The organism is Candidatus Marimicrobium litorale (genome assembly GCF_026262645.1).
GTDB classification, from domain to species: Bacteria; Pseudomonadota; Gammaproteobacteria; order Pseudomonadales; family Halieaceae; genus Marimicrobium; species Marimicrobium litorale.
Map to the genome: position 1 here is coordinate 2,895,360 of NZ_SHNO01000001.1, position 18,562 is coordinate 2,913,921.

Consider the following 18,562-nt stretch of genomic DNA (forward strand, 5'->3'; position numbering starts at 1 on the left):
GCGCGCCGACCCCTGCACACTGTGTTAGCATGTTTTAGCCTAAAAAATGAGTGCAACTATACGCATGACCTCAGCCTTCATTAGACACCCCTTGGAAACGCGGCTTACTCTTGCGCTAGTCGTAGAGGAACTGCACGCGGACGGGATGCTGGCGGACGACGATTTCGCCCGCATCGCCAAGCCTCCGCGCATCACCGTACACCCCTTGGTCTTCCTGTCCGAGTTGCACTTATCCGATGCCTCTGAGCCGGGTGGTCACCTCACGATGGATAAATTGCTGGATTGGCTTGCGGCGCATATCTCGCAAGAGGTAGTGCGTATAGACCCCCTGAAAATAAATGTGACTGCGGTAGCGGATGTTATGTCCCGCGCCTTCGCCGAGCGACATGGGATTTTAGCTGTAGAGGTCAACGATAAAGAAGTCGTCATCGCCAGCGCAGAGCCTTTTATACGTTCCTGGGAGAGTAATCTGGAGCATGTGTTGCGCAAACCGATCCGTCGAGTGCTGGCCGACCCTCGGGAAATTGTTCGCCACACAGGGGACTTCTACAGCATGGCCGTTTCAGTGCGTGGTGCCCACGGTGCGGATAACACGAGCAATGCGGCGGCGCTGGGTAACCTCGAGCAGATGTTGGAAATTGGTGCCATGCACGAGCCGGACGCCAACGATCAGCATGTGGTGAAAATAGTCGATTGGCTATTGCAGTACGCGTTTGAGCAGCGTGCCAGTGATATCCATATCGAACCCCGACGTGATCTTGGGTGTGTGCGCTTCCGTATAGATGGCGTGTTGCACAACGTGTACGAGCTGCCGCCTCAGGTGTGCGCTGCAGTCAGTAGTCGCGTGAAGATTCTCGGGCGCATGGATGTTGCAGAGAAGCGCCGCCCTCAAGATGGCCGTATCAAAACCCTTACGCCGAATGGCACCGAGGTGGAACTGCGCCTCGCTACCTTGCCCACCGCCTTCGGTGAAAAACTGGTGATGCGGATTTTCGATCCGGATGTGCTGCAGCGTAGCTTCGAGCAGCTCGGCCTGACGGACGACGATTTACAGCACTGGCACGAGATGACCTCACACGGCCACGGCATTGTGTTGGTTACGGGACCGACCGGATCAGGCAAAACCACTACCCTGTATTCGACGCTCCGCGAGTTGGCCACCACCGAAGTGAACGTCTGCTCCATCGAGGATCCGATAGAGATGGTTGAAAGTGCGTTTAACCAGATGCAGGTAAATCAATCTATCGATCTGGATTTTTCTGCCGGAGTGCGCGCCTTGATGCGTCAGGATCCGGACATCATCATGATCGGAGAGATCCGCGATCTGGAAACGGCCAACATGGCGATACAGGCCGCCCTTACCGGCCATCTGGTGCTGTCTACGCTGCACACCAATGATTCACCGAGTTCCCTGTCGCGGCTGCTGGAGCTGGGCGCTCCCGCCTATCTGGTTCGCGCGACCCTGCGCGGTATTATGTCCCAGCGTTTGGTCCGTATTCTGTGTGCTGAGTGCAAGGATTTCACCGAGGTCGACCAGGACGCCTGGCAGCAATTGACGCAACCCTTCGATGTGCCGCCCCCCAAGCGCATAGCGCGCCCTGTAGGTTGTCTCAAGTGTCGAGAGACTGGCTACATGGGTCGTCAGGGAATCTACGAGGTACTGGTGAATAGCCGCGCCGTGCAGGAACAAATTACCCCGCAGCTGGAAACCGCCAGCATCCGACAAGCCGCGGTATCACAAGGAATGCGGACGCTGCGCATCAGTGGTGCCATGCGCGTTGCCAACGGCGAGACAACCATCGAGGAAGTGATGCGTGTTGCGCCTCAGATAGACCATTGAGCTGCAATTCGTGACGCGTTGAGCTGCCGTGAATCTCCCTCCCACACACCTACCCGAACCCCTTGCCAGTGAGGCGCAGCGGGCCTGGCTCACTGTGCTTGAAACCGCGGGTAAGTCACTCGCACAGGAGCTCGCTGAGGCTCTTGCGGGCAGTTCGGAGGAAGTACAATTGCCTCAGGTTCTGGCCTGCAGCCCTTTTGTCGCCGATACCCTGCGGCGTCAGCCGCACCTGTTGCTGGAGCTGATAAAGAGCGGTGACCTGCAGAAGGCCCTGCCTGTGGACCACTTTCACGCGACACTGCAACATCTGGTTAGCGCGGAGGGCGCCGATATTTCCTCTGTGTTGCGGCGCTACCGGGCGCGACACATGGTGCGCATTGTATGGCGCGATTTCATCCGGCTGGCGGACACCTCGGAAACCGTGCGCGACACCTCCCTGCTGGCGGAAGCCGCGATCTCTGCTGCTCTGCAGTACGCTCATGCCGAATCTGCCGCGAGGTTTGGCGAACCCCGAGGTCGTCACAGCGGCGGGGCGCAGCAGCTGATTGTGTTGGCCATGGGCAAGCTGGGGGCTCGCGAGTTGAATGTATCCTCAGACATCGACCTTATTTTTGCCTATCCGGAGGCGGGTCGGACCGATAGTGACGACAAGCCGCTGAGCAACGAGGAATTCTTTATCAAGGTCGGCCAGCGGCTGATTGCCTTACTGGATGAAGTAACTGCAGAGGGCTTTGTGTTTCGTGTGGACATGCGTTTGCGCCCTTACGGTGATAGCGGTGCGCTGGTGCATAATTTTTCTGCGCTGGAGGACTACTATCAGGACCAGGGCCGAGACTGGGAGCGTTATGCCCTGATCAAAGCCCGCCCGGTCAGTGGCGACCCCGGTCGAGCGGAGGAACTGATGACGCTGTTGCAGCCCTTCGTGTATCGGCGTTACGTAGATTACGGTGTCATCGAAAGCCTTCGCGGCATGAAAGAGATGATTAATGCTGAGGTGCGCCGGCGGGGCCTGCAAGACAATATTAAGTTGGGACACGGCGGTATTCGTGAGGTGGAATTCATTGCCCAGTGCGTGCAGTTGATTCGCGGCGGTCGTGACAGAGCGCTGCAACAGCGAGAGCTGTTGTCAGTGCTGCAGGAGTGCGCTGACCTCGGTAGCCTGCCTGCAAGCGTTTGCGCTGAACTGTGCGAGGCCTATCTGTTCCTGCGAGATACCGAGCATGCGATACAGGGCTATCAGGATCGACAGAGCCAGGAGCTGCCCGCGGATACTTTGCCGAGGTCGGCGATGGCGTATGTAATGGGTATGCCCGACTGGGACAGTTTCAAGACTGTGCTGGATTCGCATCGCGAGCGCGTTGCCGGACATTTCCGGGAATTGATAGCGGATCAGGCGGCACAGGACGAAGTTGGGGCGCAGAGGCCCGATGGCCTCTGGGGTGATAGCCTGGACGCGCGCGCCCTGCAGAGTCTTGGCTATCAGCGGTTGGAGGAGACTCGCCAGCGGCTACAGGACTTGCAGGAGAGTCCTCGGGTGGCCACCCTGCAAATTCAGGGACGTGAGCGGCTGGATCAATTCATGCCGCGGTTGGTGCAGGCCTGTGCCGAATCCGACTATCCGGATCTGGCCCTGCAGCGCGCATTGCCACTGGTGTCTGCGGTGTTGCGTCGTAGCGCCTACCTCGTTCTGTTGCTGGAGAACCCCCCAGCCCTGGTCGATCTTGTGGGGTTATGTGGCGCCAGCCCCTGGATTTCCGAGCAGCTCGCCGCTTACCCCGTCTTGCTCGATGAATTGCTGGACCGTGCCAGCCTCTATACAGCGCCGGACAAGGGCCTGCTGGCAGAGGAATTGCGTCAGCAATTAACGCGCCTGCCGCTTGATGACCTTGAGGCACACATGGATGGTCTGCGCTATTTCAAGGCAGCCCATGTCCTGCGCGTCGCTGCCAGCGAACTGGTGGGACGGCTGCCCCTGATGCAGGTGAGTGACAAGCTGACCTGGATAGCCGAGGTTATCCTGGAGCATGTGCTGGCCGTGGCCTGGGCTGATCTCACGCGCAGGTACGGGCAGCCCCAGCGGACCGGTTCCGGCAGTGGTTTTGCGGTGTTCGGCTACGGCAAGATGGGCGGTATCGAGTTGGGCTATGGGTCCGATCTGGATCTCGTGTTCATTTATGATGCCGCCAGCGCTGGTGCCACTGATGGCGACCGCAGTGTCGATAATGCCGTGTTCTATACGCGGCTGGGTCAGCGCATGATCCATATCTTTGAAACGCGCATGGCGATGGGCTCGCTCTACGAAGTAGACATGCGTCTGCGCCCCTCCGGTGAATCGGGCTTGCTGGCGGGCACTGTTCAGGCCTTTCGAACTTACCAGTTTCATTCGGCCTGGACTTGGGAGCACCAGGCCCTGGTGCGCGCGCGTTTCGTGGCAGGAGACCCGCAGGTGGGGGCCGAGGTGGATGCCCTGCGTCGAGAGATTCTCTGCGAACCCCGTGACCAGGAGGCCCTGGCGAGGGAAGTCGTCACAATGCGCGATAAAATGCGCAAGCATCTGGTATCGAATGACCTCCCGGAACGAGCGGAATTTCACCTGAAACAGGGAAGGGGTGGTATCGTTGACATCGAATTTATGGTGCAATATGCGGTGTTGGCGTGGTCTCATCGCGCGCCGGAGCTGGCTCGCTGGTCTGACAATGTCCGCATTCTAGAGACGCTGGGTCGTCATGGCTTGTTTGAGCCCGAGGAGTGCGACGCGCTTACGCAGGCCTATCTGGCTTACCGTTCCGCTGCCCACCAATTATCTCTGCAGCAGCACGAGGGCGCTGCCCCGGCGGGTAGCCATGAGAAGTTGCGTGCTGCGGTCCTGGCGAAGTGGCGCCAGCTATTCGCGCCCTATACAGATGAATGATTAAACGAATAAATGGAGAGTGAGAACATGAGCTTGGCCGATCGCGATGGTCTGATCTGGATGGACGGAGAAATGGTGCCCTGGCGTGAAGCCAAGGTGCACGTGCTTACCCACACATTCCACTACGGCCTCGGTGTTTTCGAGGGCGTGCGCGCCTACAATACGCCGGACCGTGGCACCTGTATTTTCCGCCTGCAGGAACATACCGACCGGTTATTTCGCTCAGCTCATATACTGGGAATGAAAATGCCTTTCGATAAGGAGACGCTTAACAAGGCGCAAAAAGATGTCGTTCGAGAGAACAATCTGGAAGAGGGCTACCTGCGCCCCATGTGCTTCCTTGGCTCGGAAGGCATGGGTCTGCGCGCCGATAATCTCAATACCCATGTGATGGTCGCCGCCTGGGAGTGGCCTTCCTATATGGATCCGGATGCTCGCGATAAGGGTATTAAGGTGCGGACCTCGTCCTATACCCGCCACCACGTTAACATCACCATGTGCAAGGCCAAGGCGAACGGCAACTACATCAACTCGATGCTGGCGCTGCGAGAAGCTGTCGAGGGTGGCGCTGAAGAGGCGCTGCTGCTGGACAACGAGGGCTACGTGGCCGAGGGTAGCGGTGAGAATGTGTTCATTGTGCGCGACAACAAAATTTACACCCCAGAGCTGACATCCTGTCTCGAGGGTATAACCCGGGACGCAATATTTGTACTGGCCGCAGAGCTGGGCTTCGAAATTCAGGAGCGGCGCATTACACGCGACGAGGTATATGTTGCGGACGAAGCCTTTTTTACAGGCACTGCCGCTGAGGTTGTCCCTATCCGTGAACTGGACGGCCGCTCCATTGGCAGCGGCAGCCGGGGCCCGATTACGACCCAGTTGCAAGCCATGTACTTCGATTCGGTGAGGGGCAAACGCAGCCAGAACGTCGATTGGCTGACTCCGGTCGTCTGACCCGGCACGTATCCGTGGGTCCTGCTCCATATGGCCACCGGAGAGGTAAGGCTATTATCGCAAAAGGACGTCGTTCAGCGTCGTCCTCTTGCCCAATCGAATAATTAATAGGCACAGGGTTTGCGCAGCGCAACGATGGAATCAGACTGTTGAAACAGAATGTGTTGGTGGTGGGCGCGGGTGGTCAACTCGGCCGGGAATTGCAGCGCACGGTGCCGCCCGGTGTCGATTGTGCGGCGGTAACTCGTGCACAACTGGATATTGCGGACGCAACAGCAGTGGATGCCTGTCTGCAATCTATAGCGCCGCAATTGGTGATTAATGCGGCGGCTTATACGGCAGTTGATAAGGCGGAGTCAGAGCGCGAGGCTGCGAACCGCGGTAATGCTGAGGGCCCCGGCGTATTGGCCGAAGCATGCGCGCGGCAAGGAATCCGGCTTAGCCACGTGTCCACTGACTTTGTATTTGATGGCAATGCCTCCACGCCGTATCGGCCGGACGCGACGACCTCCCCGCTGGGTGAGTATGGCCATAGCAAACTGGCTGGTGAAGAAGCCGTTTTACGTGCGCAGCCGGAAGCGTTGGTGGTGCGCACCGGTTGGGTGTATTCCAGCTTTGGTGGTAATTTCGTCAAGACGATGTTGCGTCTGATGGGTGAGCGCGATGAACTCGGCGTAGTCTGTGATCAGGTGGGCACGCCTACCTGGGCCAACGGTCTGGCGACTGCCCTTTGGGCTGCCGCCGCCAAGCCGGATCTCGCCGGCATATACCATTGGAGCGATGCCGGCGTGTGCAGCTGGTACGATTTTGCGGTAGCCATCTGTGAGGAAGGTGTGTGCTCGGGGTTGCTACCCGCTGCTATTAGTATCAAGCCCATACTGGCGTCGGCGTACCCCACTCCCGCCCGCCGACCCTCCTACAGTGTGCTGGACAAAACAAGCAGTTGGCGTGACTTTGAGCTGGAGGGCGTTCACTGGCGTGAGCAGTTGCGTACCATGTTGAATGACTTAAAGGAGATGGGGAATGGCTAGATCCCTTCTGGTAACAGGAGCTGCCGGGTTTATCGGCGCTAACTTCGCACACTACTGGATGCGCCAACACCCGGAGGACCGGGTGGTGGCGTTCGATGCCCTTACCTACGCAGGTAACCGCGCCAATCTCACGGGTCTGGAAGACAAGCCGAACTTCAGTTTTGTTCATGCTGATATCTGCGATTACGACAGAGTCTTGAGTACATTGCGCAAGCACGAGATCGATACGGTTGTGCACTTCGCTGCGGAAAGTCATGTGGATCGGTCCATTACGGGCCCCGACGCTTTCATCGAAACCAATGTAGTTGGCACTCACAGCTTGCTGAAAGCTGCGCGGGATGTCTGGATGGGCAGCGGCAAAGACCGGGAGCACCGGTTCCATCACGTCTCGACCGATGAAGTTTACGGTTCACTCAGCGCGGACGCGCCGGGGTTCCACGAGGAACAGAAATACGAACCAAACTCACCTTACTCTGCTAGCAAAGCGGCTTCCGACCATTTGGTGCGCGCCTATCAGCATACGTTTGGCGTGCAGGTCACGACCAGCAACTGCTCGAATAATTATGGCCCCTATCACTTTCCGGAAAAATTGATCCCCCTTTGCCTCACTAATATTCTGCGCGGGCGGCCACTCCCCGTTTATGGTGATGGCAGCAATATTCGCGATTGGTTGTACGTGGAGGATCACTGCCGGGGTATCGAGATGGTCATACTGGGCGGCCGTATTGGCGACACCTACAATATCGGCGGCAATAATGAGTGGAATAATCTGGATATTGTCCACCTGCTGTGTGATCAGATGGACGAGCGCTTCGCTGCTGATGCATCCCTTGTCGGACGCTTCCCCGATGCTCCCGATAGCAGCGCTCGAGACCTGATCACTTTTGTTGAAGACCGGGCGGGCCACGACTGGCGCTATGCCATCGACGCGACCAAGATCACCCGTGAGCTGGGCTATACCCCCCATGAGACTTTCGAAACAGGCCTCAAGCGCACCCTTGACTGGTACCTCGCCAACGAGGACTGGTGGCGGCCATTGCTGCCCTCCTGATTGCGCTTGCGTCCCACCGGATGGATGCGATACCTCGCGCTGGCGCCTGTGTTGACGCAAGTGGTTGAATAAGCGAGAGATTTGCGCTGACTTACTGGCGGGCGAGGGCCTTGAGGTCAGTCGAACTTGGGGCAATCCTTCCATGAGTAGCCTTCCCGGTCCTTCGCGGAAAGGAGGGGCTCGTCGCCTTGCGGTACAGGCCACTCAATGCCAACTGTCGGGTCATCCCATGCGAGGGTTTGTTCGCTGGCGGGATGATAGACATCGGTGCACTTGTACAGGAAGTCGGCGTATTCGGATACCACGTAAAAGCCATGTGCAAAGCCCGCTGGAACCCACAGCATTCGATGGTTTTTCGCGCTGAGAGTGGCACCATACCACTGGCCAAGGGTGGGCGAACCGCGACGCAGGTCGACGGCCACGTCGTACACCTCGCCGGCGGTCACGCGCACCAGTTTGCCTTGCGTCTTCTCCATTTGATAATGCAGGCCGCGCAGAATGCCGCGGGCAGAGCGGCTGTGGTTATCCTGCACGAAGTGCAGGTCGAAGCCGGCTTCGCTGAAGGCATCCGCATTCCAGGTTTCCAGAAAAAAGCCGCGTTCGTCGCCGAAAACACTGGGCTCCAGCAGGTATACGTCTTGCAGTGGTGTCTCAATGAAATTCATGCGAAAACGACCCCTTCGTCTCGCAGCAGGTTATTCAGGTAGACGCCGTAGCCACTTTTTTCCAGCGGCTTGGCCAATGCTTGTAGCTGGCCAGCATCGATATAGCCCATGCGATAAGCGACTTCTTCCGGGCATGCGATTTTCAGGCCTTGACGCTCCTCTACCACGCGGATGAAGTTGGCCGCATCCAGCAGCGAATTGTGGGTGCCCGTATCAAGCCAGGCTGTGCCGCGGCTCATGACCTCTACCCTGAGCCTGGCTTGTTCCAGGTAGACCTTGTTCACGTCGGTGATTTCCAACTCACCACGGTGAGAGGGTTTGACCGCTTTGGCGATCTCTATTACGTCGTTGTCGTAAAAGTAGAGTCCGGTTACGGCATAGTGCGACTTGGGATGCTCGGGTTTTTCTTCTATGTTTTGAGCTACCCCTTCCTTGTCAAACGCGACGACGCCGTAGCGCTCAGGATCCTGCACATAATAGGCGAACACCGAGGCGCCATCGTTGCGGCTGGCGGCGCTGGTCAATTTTGCGGAAAAACCGCCGCCGTAGAAGATATTGTCACCCAGTACCAGGCTGGCGGGTGAGTTGCCGATGAAATCCTCCCCCAGTATGAATGCCTGGGCCAGTCCGTCGGGACTTGGCTGCACGGTATATTGGATGTTAATGCCCCAGTTGGAGCCGTCCCCGAGCAGCTCACTAAAGGCGGCCTGATCCCGCGGGGTGGTAATGATCAGGATGTCGCGGATACCGGCCAGCATCAGGGTGGCCAGCGGGTAGTAAATCATAGGTTTGTCGTACACCGGCATAAGCTGCTTGCTGACGGTGCTGGTTAGTGGGTGCAAACGGGTGCCCGACCCGCCCGCAAGAATGAGCCCCTTGTAGGTGTTTGCTGACATTTTTTGCAGGTTTCCTGACGGTGAATCGGGTAATTATAACGGGATTGGCGCCTAACTGGCGATAGAATCGGCTTCAGGAGGCCGGAGACAACCGATGGGGGTGGATTTTTAGGCATCGGCTGATTAAAATCTAGCCCATTTTGCCGGGTGACCAAGGTGTAAAGCCGCGAAAAAGCGGGCAACCCCTCCCCGCTCGGCGCTGTATCCCGCAAATATAGACTTTCTGGATAAATAAGAGAGGACGCCCCAATCAGGCAGCTTGGCACAGTGCAGGCAGAAACTCGGCCCTCAGCGGACACGCTGGGCGGGTCCGTGCCCCGTTCAGATGCACGTCGCCCCCTGAAAATTGCATTGCTGGGTTATCGCAGCCAGCCCCATGGCGGTGGGCAGGGCATTTACATGCGCTACCTGAGCAAGGCCCTGGTAGAGGCGGGTCACAGTGTGGATGTGATTTCCGGTCCCCCATACCCCGATCTTGATCCCCGGGTGAGGTTGATTCAGCTGCCCAGTCTCGATCTGTTCGTCAATGGGTTGCGCTCGCTGCGTCCGCGTCATCTCGCCTCTATGAGCAACATCATCGAGTGGCTGAGCCAGCTGACCGGGGGATTTGCCGAGCCCTACACCTTTGGCCGGCGCGCGGTGAGATACCTGCGCCAGCACGGTCACGAGTATGACTTGGTGCACGACAACCAGAGCCTTAGCTGGGGCATGCTGGAAATTCAGAATATGGGCATACCGCTGGTCACCACGGTGCACCATCCGATTACCAGCGATCTGCGGATTGCGCTTAATGCGGCCCGCGGCTGGCGGGAGCGCTTGCTGATCAAACGCTGGCACTCCTTTCTCTTTATGCAGAAAAAGGTAATCAAGCAGCTGCGCAATATCGTCACGGTGTCCGATTGCTCGCGGCAGGATATTGCCCGGGATTTCGGCTTGCAGCCCGTCGGTATCAGTCTGGTGCACAACGGCATTTGCATTGAGGACTTTCGTCCGATGCCGGAAATCCAGCGCAACCCCCTGCGGTTGATGGCGACCTGCTCCGCGGACCAGCCTCTGAAGGGTCTGCGCTACCTGTTGCACGCCTATGCGAGACTACTCAAGACATACCCGGATCTGGAGCTGCTACTGGTCAGCAGACCGAACCCAGGGGGCAAGACCGAGAATCTGGTCAAGCGCCTTGGCATAGTCGATAAAGTGAAGTTTGTGAGTGGCATCAGCACTGAGCAAATGGTGCGCTATTACGCCGAGGCGGCGATTGCGGTGGTGCCTTCGGTGTATGAGGGCTTTGGCTTACCCGCCGGTGAGGCGATGGCCTGCGGTGTCCCCGTCGTGTCCACCGATGGCGGTGCATTGCCCGAGGTAGTGGGCGACGCGGGCGTTATTGTGCCGGTCAAGAATGTCGATGCCTTGGCAGACGCTATTGATAGTTTGTTGCAGGACGAGCCACGCCGAGCCGATTTGGGTCTTGTTGCGCGCAAGCGCATAGAAGAGAATTTTTGCTGGCAGGTGTGCGCGCGGCAGATGACCACTTACTATTGGGAGGTGCTGGGCGATGAAGACGGTTGATTTCAGTCGCCTGCCGCTGGAGAAAGACGATGTCGTGCTGGACCTTGGCTGCGGCGAAGGGCGGCATGTCATCAGCGCTTATGTGGAGGCCAATGTGCATTCCATTGGCGTCGATCTTTCGATGGATGATTTGAGGACAACCCGCGAGCGCTTTCAGTCCTTTTACGAGCCGGATAACGAGGCCAAGGCCTTCGGCCTGTCCTCCGCCAGTGCGTTGTGTTTACCTTTCGCAGACGATACTTTCGACAAGGTAATTTGCAGTGAAGTATTAGAGCATATACCCGAATACCACGGCGCGCTGCGTGAGATCGAGCGGGTTTTGAAGCCCGGCGGCTTATTTTGCGCGAGCGTGCCACGCCGCTGGCCCGAAAAAATCTGTTGGGCCCTGAGCGAGGAATATTACAACACGCCGGGTGGACATGTGCGCATTTTCCGCGGCGACACCTTGCGCCGGGAAATTGAAAGCCTGGGCCTTAAATATTATTCGCGCCACTGGGCACATGCGCTGCACGTCCCGTTTTGGTGGTTGAAGTGCCTTTTCTGGCAGAGCCAGGATACCAACTGGTTGATCAAACAGTATCATCGGCTGCTGGTATGGGACCTGATGAAGAACCCCGCTGTTACGCGCGTCTTGGAGAAGACTATGAATCCGATCATGGGTAAAAGCGTGGTTATGTACTTTCGCAAGGGAGCGGCAACATGAGCGGCCTTTACCTAACCCGGGGCTTATTCCCGGAGGAGTTCCTGCGTCCTACCGTGCAATTTATTTTGGGGTGCCAGCAAGAGAGTGGCGAGATACCCTGGTTCGAGGGCGGTTATACCGACCCCTGGGACCATGTTGAATCGGCGATGGGACTGTCTATCGGTGGCGAGCTGGACGCATCACGAAAAGCATATCAATGGTTGGCGGACCGGCAACTGGACGACGGCAGCTGGTGGGCGTCCTACCGGGGTAATGTCGTCGACAATGCGAATCGACGTGAGACCAACTTTGTGGCCTACATTGCCACGGGCGTTTGGCACCACTATTTGATCAGCAAGGATGATGATTTTCTGGAGGCGATGTGGCCCATGGTCGATAAGGCCATCGGTTTTGTACTTGCACTGCAAAGCGACTATGGCGAGATCGATTGGGCTGTTGACGCAGATGGAAGCCCGAAAGGCGATGCCCTGGTGACCGGTTGCAGTTCCATCTATAAGAGCCTTGAGTGTGCGCACAATATCGCCGTGACCCTCAACGAGTCTCGCGAGGATTGGCTGCCGGCTCGCGATAGGCTGGGAAAAGCATTGCGCAGCAAGCCCGAGCGATTTGATCGTACCTGGGAGAGCAAGTCGCGGTATTCCATGGATTGGTTCTACCCCGTGCTGACTGGCGTTTACAGCGGCGCAGATGCCCGCGCCCGGCTGGCTGCCCGTTGGGACGAGTTTGTCGAAGACAAACTGGGCTGCCGCTGCGAGAAGCAGGAACCCTGGGTGACCGTGGCGGAATCCTGTGAGCTGGTGATGTCGCTTCTTGCGGCGGGGGACCATGCACGGGCGGTAGAGGTTTACAGTTGGTTACAGCAATGGTGCACCAACGATGGTTCCTATTGGACGGGTTACCAGCTTGTGGAGGATCTGCTGTGGCCAGACGAACGGCCCACGTGGACTGCTGGCGCTATTTTACTGGCGGCAGATGCGCTCACTGAGCATACCAGTGCGAGCCGGCTTTTCTGTAGTGTGCAAATACTGGATGAGCAGGAGGAGACACGCGCGCGCAGGGCGCGGGTCGAGTAAACTTTCGCGCTGCTACAGGCGGCGTAATACGCCAAGACTATCGACTTGCCCCAGCGATTCAAACAGGCCTGATGCCTGCGCCATGCGATAAATCGCAAAAGGCGCCTGACCGCCCTCGTGGGGATCGTCGAACAGATCGTGTATCGCCAGAATACCGCTCCTTTTCAGGTGCGGCATCCAGCAGCGGTAATCAGTAAGCGCCGCATCGAGGCTGTGTCCCCCGTCGATAAATACCATGGATAGTGGCGTCTGCCAGTGTCTTGCCGCGGCATTTGAGCCTGCCACCACGGGCACGACCGTGTCATCCAGGCCAGCCCTGCTGATGTTATGGCGAAAGTCCCGGAAGGTATCCATCACTCCATCAGCGCTGTTGTAGAGGTCCGGGTCGTGGAAGAACTCGCCGAGCTGATGTTCCTCTGAGCCACGGTGATGGTCCAGTGCAAAGACCGTGCTGCCGGTGCGACGGCAAGCCAGCCCGAGGTAGATGGTAGATTTGCCACAGTAGCTGCCGATCTCCAGCACCGGCCCTTGCCCGCTGACCTCCAGAGCACGGTGATACAGCGCCGCGGCCTCGTCAGCCGACAGAAAACCCTTGATCGAGTCGATATTGTCTGGCAGGTCGGGGATCATGCCCGTGAACTCCAAATGTGCTGCACGTTCTCGGTTACAGGGTAGTCCGCCCGGTCTACTCGGTTGTAGTACCGATGACTGAGGTCGCTGCTGCAGCGGTGGGCGGCACCATGAAAGAATCCAGCCGTAGCACGTCCTGCGGACTCAGCAGGCCGGCTTGCTGTTTCAGATTCATCATATCGAGGATATAGTCATAGCGACTGTTAGCGTAGTCGCGTTCGGCACTGAACAAGGTGTTCTGGGCGTTTAACACGTCTACGACATTTCGCGTTCCCACCTCGTAACCTGCCTGTGTGGCGTCCAGCGAACTCTTGGAGGAAACAATACTCTGCTTGCGGGCCGCTATGCGCGATACGTCGCTAACGACGGTCATGTGCAAAGAGCGGGTATTGGTGACGACGTTGCGCTGCAGGTTGATGCGATTTTCCACTGCCGCGTTGTATTCCTGTGCGGCCTTGCGACGATTAGCGCTGACCGCGCCGCCACTGTATAGCGGCAAGTTAACCTGTATTTTCCACATGTGCTGGTCAGTGCTGGCTTTCGGGTCAGTGCCAAAGCCCGTATCGGGTGTGATCGTCTGGCTTCCGCTGACATCGTAGTCTGAGTACTGGTAGCTGCCCGTAACGGTGGGCGCGTGTTCGGCAGCGTTGGACTTTGCGGTTTGCCGAGCGGCTTCCTCTTGGTAGCGAGCAGCGAGCAGTTGGAAATTGCTGGCCAGAGAGAAATCGACCCAAGCCGCGCGATCCGCCGGAACCGGTGGGCGAATCTCGAAGTCGTCAACGAGAACGTTCAGGTTTCCGTGATTGGGTTGCCCGGTCAACACGGTGAGACCCTCAAGGGCGACCTGGACGTTATTTTCATCGACAAGGCGCTCTACCTGAGCGAGGTCCCGTGCAGCGCGAGCCTCGTACACATCGGTGATCGCGATCAGGCCCACTTCAAAGCGCTGCTGTGTTTGTTCCAGCTGGCGTTCAAATGCGCGCTCCTGAGCAATGGACGCCGCAAGGTTGTCCTGGGCTCGCAGCACCTGTAAATAGGCGTCTACTGTCCGTACGATCAGGTCCTGTTGGTCCGCGGCAAAAATGGCCTCTGCCTGTTTTGTAATTTGCTTACCTGATTGAAAACTGAACCAGGCCGAGAGATCGAACAATGCCTGGTTGAGAGACAGGAAGTAGCCGTCGGTATCTGTATCGAGATTGCGCTTGGTCTGGACCTGCGGCGCCCCCGGTTTGGTAAAATCCGGGCCGAAGCCTTTGGTATCGGTTTCTGAATCCTCATAGTTATAGCCAGCACTTATCTGTGGGAGCAGCGCCGAGCGACTGAGGTTTTCTGTTTCGCGGTTGGCCAGATAAGTCGCCTCTTCGGCCTTCAGCTGGGCATCGTTCTCCAGTGCCAGCTCGTAGATATCTCGCAGGGAGTTTCCGTGCACAGTGCCCGCAGATAGGTAGATTGTCAGCGTGGACAGCGCGACGACGAGAATTTTCATGAAATATTTCCCCAGATCAACTGTGGATAGAACGGTGTGGAGCAGTTTAGCAGCCTGTAGCCTCCAGTGCATACTTTGTAAAGGGGAAAGTTGGGGTGACGTTACTGCCGGTTTATGACATCGTAGTCACTTAACTATAGGTTTTCGGGTATATGGGTTTAGCCGAAAGGCCTGAAATCGGAACATTACAACGCAAAGGTGTCTGGACATTGTTCAAGCACAAGCAAAAATCATTCAAGCTCGACCTGACAGAAATGCATGCCATCTGCGATGCCAACTACTTGCGCCTGTTGCGGTTGTTTCCGGATTACCAGAATAGCAACGCACGCCACCTGTTAGTTGGTAGTGCCAAAATAGCATTGCAGGTGGTCGAGCGCTGTCGCTATACCACGATTTTCCGCATAGAGCAGAAGTACGGTGAATCGCGCTGGCTGGGCCAATTACGCCTGGAAGTGCGGGCCTACCATGATGCACGCATGCTCGAGGTGGGTATGTTCCAGTCGCATCGCAGGGTGGCTGCGCGCTACGAGTACCCCAATGCGAAGATGTTCTCACAGGACGAGAAATACCAGCAGAACTGCTTCCTCGCCGACTGGCTGGAGCACTGTCTGCATAATGGCCGTGTTGCAGATAATGTCAGCGCTGCTATGGGCAATTGATTTTCATCGCGTGCCTTTCTCATGTCCAATTCACACCACCACGTAGAATACCTTGATAGCAGGGACGATGTTGTGCAGCTGGTGCAGCTGACAGATACCCACCTGTGCGAAAGCTTCGGCGGTACGCTGCTGGGTATGGACACCGACCATTCCCTGCAAGCCGTGATAGCGCTGGTGCAGCGGGAAAGGCCCAAGATTGATCTTCTTTTGGGCACGGGGGATCTGGCTGATGGTGGTGCAGGCAGTGCCTACGATAGGCTGGGAGGCTATTTTGGCCAGCTGACGGCAGCGAATTATTGGCTGCCCGGCAACCACGATAGCCTGCCGCGCATGCGGGCGGCCGACCCCGCGCGCCTTTGCCGCGAGATACGGGTAGCCGGTTGGAGCATCCTGTTGCTGGATTCTCAGGTTGCGGGAGAGGTGGAGGGTGGTTTTGGCGCAGAGGAACTGCAGTTCCTCGAGTCCGCCCTGGCGGCTGCCGCTGACGGGTGCCTGCATAGCCTCGTGTGTATGCACCACCCGGTGGTGCCGGTAGGATGTGACTGGCTGGACCAGCAGCGCGTTGCCGATGCGGACACTTTTTTCGCCATCCTGGACCGATTCTCCGGTGTGAAGGCGGTGCTCTGGGGGCATGTTCATCAGGAGTGCGACCTGCTGCGCGGCGGGGTCCGCCTGCTCGGTGCACCGTCTACGTGTGTTCAGTTTGCTGCTAACAGTGAGGATTTCAAGGCGGACAACAGGCCCCCGGGTTACCGCTGGTTTGAGCTGCACCCGGATGGCAATCTGGTGACCGGAGTTTCCAGAGACAACGAGACGGCGTTCAAAGTCGATCTGGATTCCGGCGGTTACCTTTAGCCCGAACCGTCCCTTCGGTGTGCAATCCGTTTAATTTAACGCGGTATTTTAAGGCATCGATGCGCAACTACCTCGCGTCTCGTTGTACAATAGAATGCGTACGCAACAGCTGAAAACGGGTCGAAATGAGTCAATATACCGCCGAAGATATTGAAGTTCTCACAGGGCTGGACCCGGTTCGGAAACGCCCTGGCATGTACACCGACACCTCCCGCCCCAACCACCTCGCTCAGGAGGTGATTGATAACAGTGTCGACGAGGCGCTGGAAGGGCATGCCACCGAGATCAGTGTCACCCTCAACAAGGACGGCTCGCTTACCGTGACGGACGACGGACGCGGCATGCCTGTGGACAAACATCCGGAGCTTAAAAAACCGGGCGTCGAAGTGATTCTTAGCACACTGCATGCGGGGGGTAAGTTCTCAGACAAGAACTACCAGTTCAGTGGAGGCTTGCACGGGGTCGGCGTGTCTGTAGTGAATGCACTTTCTAGCGAACTGGAAGTGCTGATCCGCCGCGATGCCAAGGTGTATCGCATCACTTTTTCCAATGGTGAGAAAAAGACAGATCTGAAAACTGTGGATACCTGTGGCAAGCGCAACACCGGTACTACGTTGACGTTCACTCCGAACGAACAGTATTTCGATTCGGTGAAGTTTTCAGTGACTCGCCTGCGACATGTATTGCGCGCGAAGGCGGTGTTATGTCCTGGCTTGCGTGTGAAATTCAAGGACGAAAAGAAAAAGGAAACGGAAGAATGGTTCTACGAGGACGGCCTGAAGGATTACCTCGCCGATGCCACCATTGATTTTCCGGTTATTCCCGAAGAGCCCTTCGTAGGCAACTTCAGTGCGAGTCATACGGCGGTTGATTGGGCCTTGCAGTGGTTACCCGAGGGGGGAGAGGTTATTGCGGAATCTTACGTGAACCTGATACCCACCGTGCAGGGCGGAACTCACGTGAACGGTGCGCGAACTGGTCTTTTGGACGCAATGCGCGAATTCTGTGAACTACGCAATCTGCTACCTCGAGGGGTGAAGCTGGTGGCGGATGATATCTGGGATCGTTGCTGTTACGTGCTTTCGTTCAAATTGGGTGATCCGCAATTCTCCGGCCAGACCAAGGAGCGACTGACCTCACGCGAGGCGGCTGCGTTTGTGTCCGGTGTCGTCAAGGATGCCTTCAGCCTCTGGCTGAACCAACATACCGAGGAAGCAGAGCGACTGGCTGAGATGTGTATTAGCAATGCACAAGGGCGGATGCGCACTGCGAGGCAGGTGACACGAAAAAAGGTTACCGCAGGCCCGGCTCTGCCAGGCAAGCTTGCCGACTGCTCGGGAGAGGATCCCGCGCGCGGCGAATTGTTCCTGGTAGAGGGTGATTCTGCTGGCGGATCCGCCAAGCAGGCTCGCGACCGCGGTTTTCAGGCTATCCTGCCTTTACGCGGAAAAATTCTAAATACCTGGGAGGTGGATTCACAGGAAATTCTCGCTTCTCAGGAGGTGCATAATATATCCGTGGCTTTGGGGATCGATCCGGCCAGTGACGACCTTTCCGGGCTTCGCTACCATAAGGTTTGCATACTTGCAGACGCAGATTCCGATGGCCTGCATATCGCCACGTTGATATGTGCACTCTTCGTCCGCCATTTCCGACCGTTGGTTGCCGCGGGCCATGTGTATGTCGCGATGCCTCCCCTGTTCCGTATCGATGTGGGCAAGGAAGTTTTCTATGCTTTAGACGAAGCCGAGAAGCAGGGCATTCTCGACCGAATCGAGGCTGAAAAGAAGAAAGGTAAGGTCAGCGTGCAGCGCTTTAAGGGGCTGGGTGAAATGAATCCCATGCAGCTTCGAGAAACGACTATGGATCCCGATACTCGACGCCTCGTTCGGCTGGTGCTCGATGCCGGAGACGATACCAACTCAATGATGGACATGCTGCTGGCCAAAAAGCGCGCTCCCGATCGCAAGGCCTGGTTAGAGAAGAAAGGGGATCTCGCGATAGTCTCCTGAGTTGTTATGCAGGCTGCGAGGTATCCTGTCGCTCCACGCACTGGTCTTTAGCCCTCCCTCTCATCGAGTCCCTCGCTGCGAATCCCGGAAGCTATGATGTGTCTGCAAAAGTTACCGGCCTCGGCGGGGAATACTTCGCAACAGCAAAACGTTATGAAGATGAGCGCCATCCGCGCCGAACGATTTTTCTGGAGGGAATAGCGGCCGGGTGAGCGCACGATGATAGCGAC

At 57.3% G+C, this 18,562-nt stretch carries 15 protein-coding genes; 11 read left to right on the plus strand and 4 right to left on the minus strand.

Going from position 1 to position 18,562, the window contains the following annotated elements; all coding sequences use genetic code 11:
• Positions 1-46 precede the first annotated feature (46 nt).
• From tfpB to rfbB, 5 genes are all read left to right on the plus strand, one after another.
• Positions 47-1,840 (plus strand): type IV pilus assembly ATPase TfpB, encoded by a 1,794-nt coding sequence (gene tfpB / locus EYC82_RS13090; RefSeq protein WP_279249985.1) that lies wholly within the window; start codon positions 47-49, stop codon positions 1,838-1,840.
• 28 nt (positions 1,841-1,868) lie between these two features.
• Positions 1,869-4,751 (plus strand): bifunctional [glutamate--ammonia ligase]-adenylyl-L-tyrosine phosphorylase/[glutamate--ammonia-ligase] adenylyltransferase, encoded by a 2,883-nt coding sequence (glnE, locus tag EYC82_RS13095; protein WP_279249986.1) that lies wholly within the window; start codon positions 1,869-1,871, stop codon positions 4,749-4,751.
• A gap of 27 nt (positions 4,752-4,778) precedes the next feature.
• Positions 4,779-5,705 carry a branched-chain amino acid transaminase gene (locus tag EYC82_RS13100; RefSeq protein WP_279249987.1) on the plus strand — a complete coding sequence of 309 codons (927 nt, stop codon included), beginning with the start codon at positions 4,779-4,781 and terminating at the stop codon, positions 5,703-5,705.
• A 149-nt stretch (positions 5,706-5,854) separates the two neighbouring features.
• Positions 5,855-6,736: a dTDP-4-dehydrorhamnose reductase gene (gene rfbD, locus EYC82_RS13105; RefSeq protein WP_279249988.1), complete on the plus strand. Its 882-nt coding sequence runs from the start codon at positions 5,855-5,857 to the stop codon at positions 6,734-6,736.
• On the plus strand, positions 6,729-7,787 hold the full coding sequence (rfbB, locus tag EYC82_RS13110; RefSeq protein WP_279249989.1) for a dTDP-glucose 4,6-dehydratase: 1,059 nt from the start codon (positions 6,729-6,731) through the stop codon (positions 7,785-7,787). Before rfbD ends, rfbB begins: the two co-directional genes overlap by 8 nt.
• A 116-nt stretch (positions 7,788-7,903) precedes the next feature.
• Here the strand turns inward: rfbB and rfbC are convergent, their stop codons facing one another.
• Positions 7,904-8,452: a dTDP-4-dehydrorhamnose 3,5-epimerase gene (rfbC, locus tag EYC82_RS13115; RefSeq protein WP_279249990.1), complete on the minus strand. Its 549-nt coding sequence runs from the start codon at positions 8,450-8,452 to the stop codon at positions 7,904-7,906.
• Complete coding sequence (rfbA, locus tag EYC82_RS13120) at positions 8,449-9,348, minus strand: glucose-1-phosphate thymidylyltransferase RfbA (RefSeq protein WP_279249991.1); 900 nt, start codon at positions 9,346-9,348, stop codon at positions 8,449-8,451. The genes rfbC and rfbA overlap by 4 nt, the downstream gene beginning before the upstream one ends.
• A gap of 267 nt (positions 9,349-9,615) precedes the next feature.
• Between rfbA and EYC82_RS13125 the strand changes: the two genes are divergently transcribed.
• Genes EYC82_RS13125 through EYC82_RS13135 form a run of 3 tightly spaced genes read left to right on the plus strand, consistent with a single transcriptional unit; the run spans position 9,616 to position 12,690 of the window.
• The gene (locus EYC82_RS13125; protein ID WP_279249992.1) at positions 9,616-10,914 is read left to right on the plus strand and encodes a glycosyltransferase family 4 protein; all 1,299 of its coding nucleotides are present in this window, start codon (positions 9,616-9,618) and stop codon (positions 10,912-10,914) included.
• Positions 10,901-11,617, plus strand: a complete 717-nt coding sequence (locus EYC82_RS13130; RefSeq protein WP_279249993.1) for a class I SAM-dependent methyltransferase — start codon at positions 10,901-10,903, stop codon at positions 11,615-11,617. The genes EYC82_RS13125 and EYC82_RS13130 overlap by 14 nt, the downstream gene beginning before the upstream one ends.
• Positions 11,614-12,690, plus strand: coding sequence for a prenyltransferase/squalene oxidase repeat-containing protein (locus EYC82_RS13135; RefSeq protein ID WP_279249994.1), 1,077 nt, complete (start codon positions 11,614-11,616; stop codon positions 12,688-12,690). The genes EYC82_RS13130 and EYC82_RS13135 overlap by 4 nt, the downstream gene beginning before the upstream one ends.
• A 12-nt stretch (positions 12,691-12,702) precedes the next feature.
• Here the strand turns inward: EYC82_RS13135 and EYC82_RS13140 are convergent, their stop codons facing one another.
• Together EYC82_RS13140 and EYC82_RS13145 are read right to left on the minus strand one after the other, a co-directional pair.
• Positions 12,703-13,320 (minus strand): class I SAM-dependent methyltransferase, encoded by a 618-nt coding sequence (locus tag EYC82_RS13140; protein WP_279249995.1) that lies wholly within the window; start codon positions 13,318-13,320, stop codon positions 12,703-12,705.
• A 55-nt stretch (positions 13,321-13,375) separates the two neighbouring features.
• A complete protein-coding gene (locus EYC82_RS13145) occupies positions 13,376-14,806 on the minus strand; it encodes a TolC family outer membrane protein (protein WP_279249996.1) in 1,431 nt (476 codons plus the stop codon).
• 152 nt (positions 14,807-14,958) lie between these two features.
• Between EYC82_RS13145 and EYC82_RS13150 the strand changes: the two genes are divergently transcribed.
• The 3 genes from EYC82_RS13150 (at position 14,959) to parE (ending at position 18,332) form a co-directional block, all read left to right on the plus strand.
• Positions 14,959-15,465, plus strand: coding sequence for a DUF1249 domain-containing protein (locus tag EYC82_RS13150; protein ID WP_279249997.1), 507 nt, complete (start codon positions 14,959-14,961; stop codon positions 15,463-15,465).
• 21 nt (positions 15,466-15,486) lie between these two features.
• On the plus strand, positions 15,487-16,320 hold the full coding sequence (cpdA, locus tag EYC82_RS13155; protein ID WP_279249998.1) for a 3',5'-cyclic-AMP phosphodiesterase: 834 nt from the start codon (positions 15,487-15,489) through the stop codon (positions 16,318-16,320).
• Between the two features lie 125 nt (positions 16,321-16,445).
• Positions 16,446-18,332 carry a DNA topoisomerase IV subunit B gene (gene parE, locus EYC82_RS13160; RefSeq protein ID WP_279249999.1) on the plus strand — a complete coding sequence of 629 codons (1,887 nt, stop codon included), beginning with the start codon at positions 16,446-16,448 and terminating at the stop codon, positions 18,330-18,332.
• Positions 18,333-18,562: the final 230 nt, after the last annotated feature.

Coding starts and splice junctions, on each gene's coding strand:
- EYC82_RS13140 (WP_279249995.1), bottom strand. CDS start 13,320: ATGATCCCCGACCTGCCAGACAATATCGACTCGATCAAGGGTTTTCTG.
- EYC82_RS13100 (WP_279249987.1), top strand. CDS start 4,779: ATGAGCTTGGCCGATCGCGATGGTCTGATCTGGATGGACGGAGAAATG.
- EYC82_RS13135 (WP_279249994.1), top strand. CDS start 11,614: ATGAGCGGCCTTTACCTAACCCGGGGCTTATTCCCGGAGGAGTTCCTG.
- cpdA (WP_279249998.1), top strand. CDS start 15,487: ATGTCCAATTCACACCACCACGTAGAATACCTTGATAGCAGGGACGAT.
- EYC82_RS13145 (WP_279249996.1), bottom strand. CDS start 14,806: ATGAAAATTCTCGTCGTCGCGCTGTCCACGCTGACAATCTACCTATCT.
- rfbB (WP_279249989.1), top strand. CDS start 6,729: ATGGCTAGATCCCTTCTGGTAACAGGAGCTGCCGGGTTTATCGGCGCT.
- rfbC (WP_279249990.1), bottom strand. CDS start 8,452: ATGAATTTCATTGAGACACCACTGCAAGACGTATACCTGCTGGAGCCC.
- tfpB (WP_279249985.1), top strand. CDS start 47: ATGAGTGCAACTATACGCATGACCTCAGCCTTCATTAGACACCCCTTG.
- rfbA (WP_279249991.1), bottom strand. CDS start 9,348: ATGTCAGCAAACACCTACAAGGGGCTCATTCTTGCGGGCGGGTCGGGC.
- parE (WP_279249999.1), top strand. CDS start 16,446: ATGAGTCAATATACCGCCGAAGATATTGAAGTTCTCACAGGGCTGGAC.
- EYC82_RS13150 (WP_279249997.1), top strand. CDS start 14,959: ATGGGTTTAGCCGAAAGGCCTGAAATCGGAACATTACAACGCAAAGGT.
- EYC82_RS13130 (WP_279249993.1), top strand. CDS start 10,901: ATGAAGACGGTTGATTTCAGTCGCCTGCCGCTGGAGAAAGACGATGTC.